General features: G+C 57.3%; 3 rRNA genes. All 3 read left to right on the top strand.

What is annotated here, in order from left to right:
- The first annotated feature begins 148 nt into the window (after window positions 1-148).
- The 3 genes from AC5L36_RS45245 to rrf all read left to right on the top strand — a co-directional run bounded on the left by AC5L36_RS45245 (window position 149) and on the right by rrf (window position 5,383).
- Window positions 149-1,664: ribosomal RNA gene (locus AC5L36_RS45245) — 16S ribosomal RNA — on the top strand.
- Window positions 1,665-2,074: 410 nt separating this feature from the next.
- A 23S ribosomal RNA gene (locus AC5L36_RS45240) occupies window positions 2,075-5,191 on the top strand.
- A gap of 75 nt (window positions 5,192-5,266) precedes the next feature.
- Window positions 5,267-5,383 (top strand): 5S ribosomal RNA (gene rrf / locus AC5L36_RS45235).
- Together the 16S, 23S and 5S rRNA genes form the textbook arrangement of a ribosomal RNA operon.
- Window positions 5,384-5,388 lie beyond the last annotated feature (5 nt).

Genomic DNA, 5,388 nt, shown 5'->3' with positions numbered 1-5,388 from the left:
TCGCGGTGTGTGTTTGTTCTTTGAGAACTCAACAGGGTGTTTGTATAAGCCAGTGCCAAGTTTGGTTTATTTTTCCCCGTCGGCATCTTTTGGGATGTTGGTGGAGATTCCTTTGGCAACTTTGTTGCCGGGACATTTCTTCAGGTTTTTGTTGGAGAGTTTGATCCTGGCTCAGGACGAACGCTGGCGGCGTGCTTAACACATGCAAGTCGAGCGGAAAGGCCCTTCGGGGTACTCGAGCGGCGAACGGGTGAGTAACACGTGAGTAACCTGCCCTTGGCTTTGGGATAACCCTCGGAAACGGGGGCTAATACCGGATATTCACTGTGGGTCGCATGGCCTGTGGTGGAAAGTTTTTCGGCTAGGGATGGGCTCGCGGCCTATCAGCTTGTTGGTGGGGTGATGGCCTACCAAGGCGACGACGGGTAGCCGGCCTGAGAGGGCGACCGGCCACACTGGGACTGAGACACGGCCCAGACTCCTACGGGAGGCAGCAGTGGGGAATATTGCACAATGGGCGGAAGCCTGATGCAGCGACGCCGCGTGAGGGATGACGGCCTTCGGGTTGTAAACCTCTTTCAGCAGGGACGAAGCGTGAGTGACGGTACCTGCAGAAGAAGCGCCGGCCAACTACGTGCCAGCAGCCGCGGTAAGACGTAGGGCGCGAGCGTTGTCCGGATTTATTGGGCGTAAAGAGCTCGTAGGCGGCTTGTCGCGTCGACTGTGAAATCCCGTGGCTCAACTGCGGGTCTGCAGTCGATACGGGCAGGCTAGAGTTCGGTAGGGGAGACTGGAATTCCTGGTGTAGCGGTGAAATGCGCAGATATCAGGAGGAACACCGGTGGCGAAGGCGGGTCTCTGGGCCGATACTGACGCTGAGGAGCGAAAGCGTGGGGAGCGAACAGGATTAGATACCCTGGTAGTCCACGCTGTAAACGTTGGGCGCTAGGTGTGGGGGGCCTCTCCGGTTCTCTGTGCCGCAGCTAACGCATTAAGCGCCCCGCCTGGGGAGTACGGCCGCAAGGCTAAAACTCAAAGGAATTGACGGGGGCCCGCACAAGCGGCGGAGCATGCGGATTAATTCGATGCAACGCGAAGAACCTTACCTGGGTTTGACATCACCGCAAAACCATCAGAGATGGTGGGTCCTTCGGGGGCGGTGACAGGTGGTGCATGGCTGTCGTCAGCTCGTGTCGTGAGATGTTGGGTTAAGTCCCGCAACGAGCGCAACCCTCGTTCGATGTTGCCAGCGGGTTATGCCGGGGACTCATCGAAGACTGCCGGGGTCAACTCGGAGGAAGGTGGGGATGACGTCAAGTCATCATGCCCCTTATGTCCAGGGCTTCACGCATGCTACAATGGCCGGTACAAAGGGCTGCGATACCGTGAGGTGGAGCGAATCCCAAAAAGCCGGTCTCAGTTCGGATCGGGGTCTGCAACTCGACCCCGTGAAGTCGGAGTCGCTAGTAATCGCAGATCAGCAACGCTGCGGTGAATACGTTCCCGGGCCTTGTACACACCGCCCGTCACGTCACGAAAGTCGGCAACACCCGAAGCCGGTGGCCCAACCCTTGTGGAGGGAGCCGTCGAAGGTGGGGCTGGCGATTGGGACGAAGTCGTAACAAGGTAGCCGTACCGGAAGGTGCGGCTGGATCACCTCCTTTCTAAGGAGCACCATTCCGCTGTAATGGCGGCATGGGGCCCGCATCACCCAATCGTGTGGTGGTGGGGTGCTCATTGGCGGAGACACTGGCGAACATTTTCTCTGGCAACGGCCAGCCTTTCCTAGTACTGCTGTCTTTGGGTGGCGTGGAACGGATGTTGGGTTGGTGCGGCTGGATGGAGATGGTGTAGACACCCTGTTGAGTCCTGAGAGAACAAACCACGCACCCCCTGAGGGGGTGGCCCCCGTTGGAGGGGGGTGGTTTGAGTCTCCGGGCAAAGTGAGCATGCCAGGCATGGCCTGCCCTGATATACCGGCTGTGGATGAAGAGTCTGTGGTGCTGGTGTTGGGGTGTGGGGTTGTGGGTTGGTTGTTTGTTGAGATTTGCATAGTGGACGCGAGCATCTTTGTGGTCAAGTTGTCAAGGGCGAACGGTGGATGCCTTGGCACCAGGAGCCGATGAAGGACGTGGGAGGCCGCGATAGGCCTGGGGGAGCTGTCAACCGAGCTGTGATCCCAGGGTGTCCGAATGGGGTAACCCGGCACCAGTTGTGTGGTGTCACCTGCATCTGAATGCATAGGGTGTAGGAGGGAACGCGGGGAAGTGAAACATCTCAGTACCCGCAGGAAGAGAAAACAATTGTGATTCCGTGAGTAGTGGCGAGCGAAAGCGGATGTAGGCTAAACCGGTTGCGTGTGATACCTGTCAGGGGTTGCGTGGTCGGGGTTGTGGGAGCCCATTGGACGTGCTGACACGCGTTCGAGGAGTTACAAAGCTTGTTGTTAGTTGAATGGTCTGGAAAGGCCGACCGTAGACGGTGATAGTCCGGTAGGCGAAAGCAGCGAGCCTTCTTTGGGTTTTCCCGAGTAGCGGCGCACTCGTGGAATGTGCCGTGAATCTGCCAGGACCACCTGGTAAGCCTGAATACTCCCTGGTGACCGATAGCGGACGAGTACCGTGAGGGAATGGTGAAAAGTACCCCGGGAGGGGAGTGAAATAGTACCTGAAACCGTTCGCCTACAATCCGTCGGAGCTGAGAGCCTTTGTGTTCGAGGTGACGGCGTGCCTTTTGAAGAATGAGCCTGCGAGTTAGTGGCATGTGGCGAGGTTAACCCGTGTGGGGTAGCCGTAGCGAAAGCGAGTCTGAAGAGGGCGTTGAGTCGCGTGTTCTAGACCCGAAGCGGAGTGATCTAGCCATGGGCAGGCTGAAGCGCGGGTAAGACCGTGTGGAGGGCCGAACCCACCAACGTTGAAAAGTTGGGGGATGACCTGTGGTTAGGGGTGAAAGGCCAATCAAACTCCGTGATAGCTGGTTCTCCCCGAAATGCATTTAGGTGCAGCGTTGCGTGTTTCTTGCCGGAGGTAGAGCACTGGATGGTCTAGGGGCCCTACAAGGTTACCGAAATCAGCTAAACTCCGAATGCCGGTAAGTGAGAGCGTGGCAGTGAGACTGCGGGGGATAAGCTTCGTAGTCGAGAGGGAAACAGCCCAGATCACCAGCTAAGGCCCCTAAGCGTGTGCTAAGTGGAAAAGGATGTGGGGTCGCTTAGACAACCAGGAGGTTGGCTTAGAAGCAGCCACCCTTTAAAGAGTGCGTAATAGCTCACTGGTCAAGTGGTTCCGCGCCGACAATGTAGCGGGGCTCAAGTACACCGCCGAAGCTGTGGCATTCACATATGTACCTGGCTGCGATTTTCGGATTGTGGTCTAGGTGTGTGGATGGGTAGGGGAGCGTCGTGCCACGAGTGAAGCAGCAGGGTGACCTAGTTGTGGACGTGGTACGAGTGAGAATGCAGGCATGAGTAGCGAAAGAAGGGTGAGAAACCCTTCCGCCGGATGACCAAGGGTTCCAGGGCCAGGTTATTCCGCCCTGGGTGAGTCGGGGCCTAAGGCGAGGCCGAGAGGCGTAGTCGATGGATAACGGGTTGATATTCCCGTACCCGCGAAGGAACGCCCATGACGAACCTTCCTGTGCTAACCGCCCGAGCCGGCTGCGACCTTCGGGTCAAGGTTGGTGAGCGTGGGAACCTGGGTGGTAGTAGTCAAGCGATGGGGTGACGCAGGAAGGTAGCTGAGCCCGGCCGGTGGTTGTGCCGGGGTAAGCGTGTAGGCCGGTGTGTAGGCAAATCCGCACACCATTAAGGCTGAGGCGTGATGCCGAGCCGATTCAGGTGAAGTCAGTGATCCTATGCTGCCGAGAAAAGCCTCTAGCGAGTTCCGAGCGGCCCGTACCCTAAACCGACACAGGTGGTCAGGTAGAGAATACCGAGGCGATCGGGTGAACTGTGGTTAAGGAACTCGGCAAATTGCCCCCGTAACTTAGGGAGAAGGGGGGCCGGACGCGTGAAGCCACTTGCTGGTGGAGCGTGGTATGGCCGCAGAGAGCAGGGGGAAGCGACTGTTTACTAAAAACACAGGTCCATGCGAAGTCGTAAGACGCTGTATATGGACTGACGCCTGCCCGGTGCTGGAACGTTAAGGGGACCGGTTAGTCTTTCGGGGCGAAGCTGAGAACTTAAGCGCCAGTAAACGGCGGTGGTAACTATAACCATCCTAAGGTAGCGAAATTCCTTGTCGGGTAAGTTCCGACCTGCACGAATGGCGTAACGACTTCCCCACTGTCTCAACCACAGGCCCGGCGAAATTGCATTACGAGTAAAGATGCTCGTTACGCGCGGCAGGACGGAAAGACCCCGGGACCTTTACTATAGCTTGACATTGGTATTCGGACTTGATTGTGTAGGATAGGTGGGAGCCTGTGAAGCTGGCACGCCAGTGTTGGTGGAGGCAATCTTGAAATACCACTCTGTTGGGTTTGGGTATCTAACTTTGGGCCCTGATCGGGTTCAGGGACAGTGTCTGGTGGGTAGTTTAACTGGGGCGGTTGCCTCCTAAAGGGTAACGGAGGCGCCCAAAGGTTCCCTCAGCCTGGTTGGCAATCAGGTGTTGAGTGTAAGTGCACAAGGGAGCTTGACTGTGAGACTGACGGGTCGAGCAGGGACGAAAGTCGGGACTAGTGATCCGGCACTTGCGTGTGGAAGCGGTGTCGCTCAACGGATAAAAGGTACCCCGGGGATAACAGGCTGATCTTCCCCAAGAGTCCATATCGACGGGATGGTTTGGCACCTCGATGTCGGCTCGTCGCATCCTGGGGCTGTAGCAGGTCCCAAGGGTTGGGCTGTTCGCCCATTAAAGCGGTACGCGAGCTGGGTTTAGAACGTCGTGAGACAGTTCGGTCCCTATCCGCCGTGCGCGTAGGATACTTGAGAAGGGCTGTCCCTAGTACGAGAGGACCGGGACGGACGAACCTCTGGTGTGCCAGTTGTCCCGCCAGGGGCACGGCTGGTTGGCTACGTTCGGAAGGGATAACCGCTGAAAGCATCTAAGCGGGAAGCCTGCTTCAAGATGAGGTATCCCACCCAGTGATGGGTTAAGGCCCCCAATAGACGATTGGGTTGATAGGCCAGAGCTGTAAGCCTGGTAACAGGTTGAGGTGACTGGTACTAATAGGCCGAGGACTTGACCTACAAAGCTGCTACGCGTCCACTATGCGAATCTGAACCAACAACCAACATGTGTTGGATTTGTTAGGTTTATAGTGTTACGGCGGTCATGGCGGAGGGGAAACGCCCGGACACATTCCGAACCCGGAAGCTAAGCCTTCCAGCGCCGATGGTACTGCACCCGGGAGGGTGTGGGAGAGTAGGACACCGCCGGACTTCTT

It is taken from the genome of Phytohabitans sp. LZ39 (genome assembly GCF_059359075.1).
Note: the sequence above shows the minus strand (reverse complement) of the source record. Positions and strands in the feature narration are given on the sequence as shown.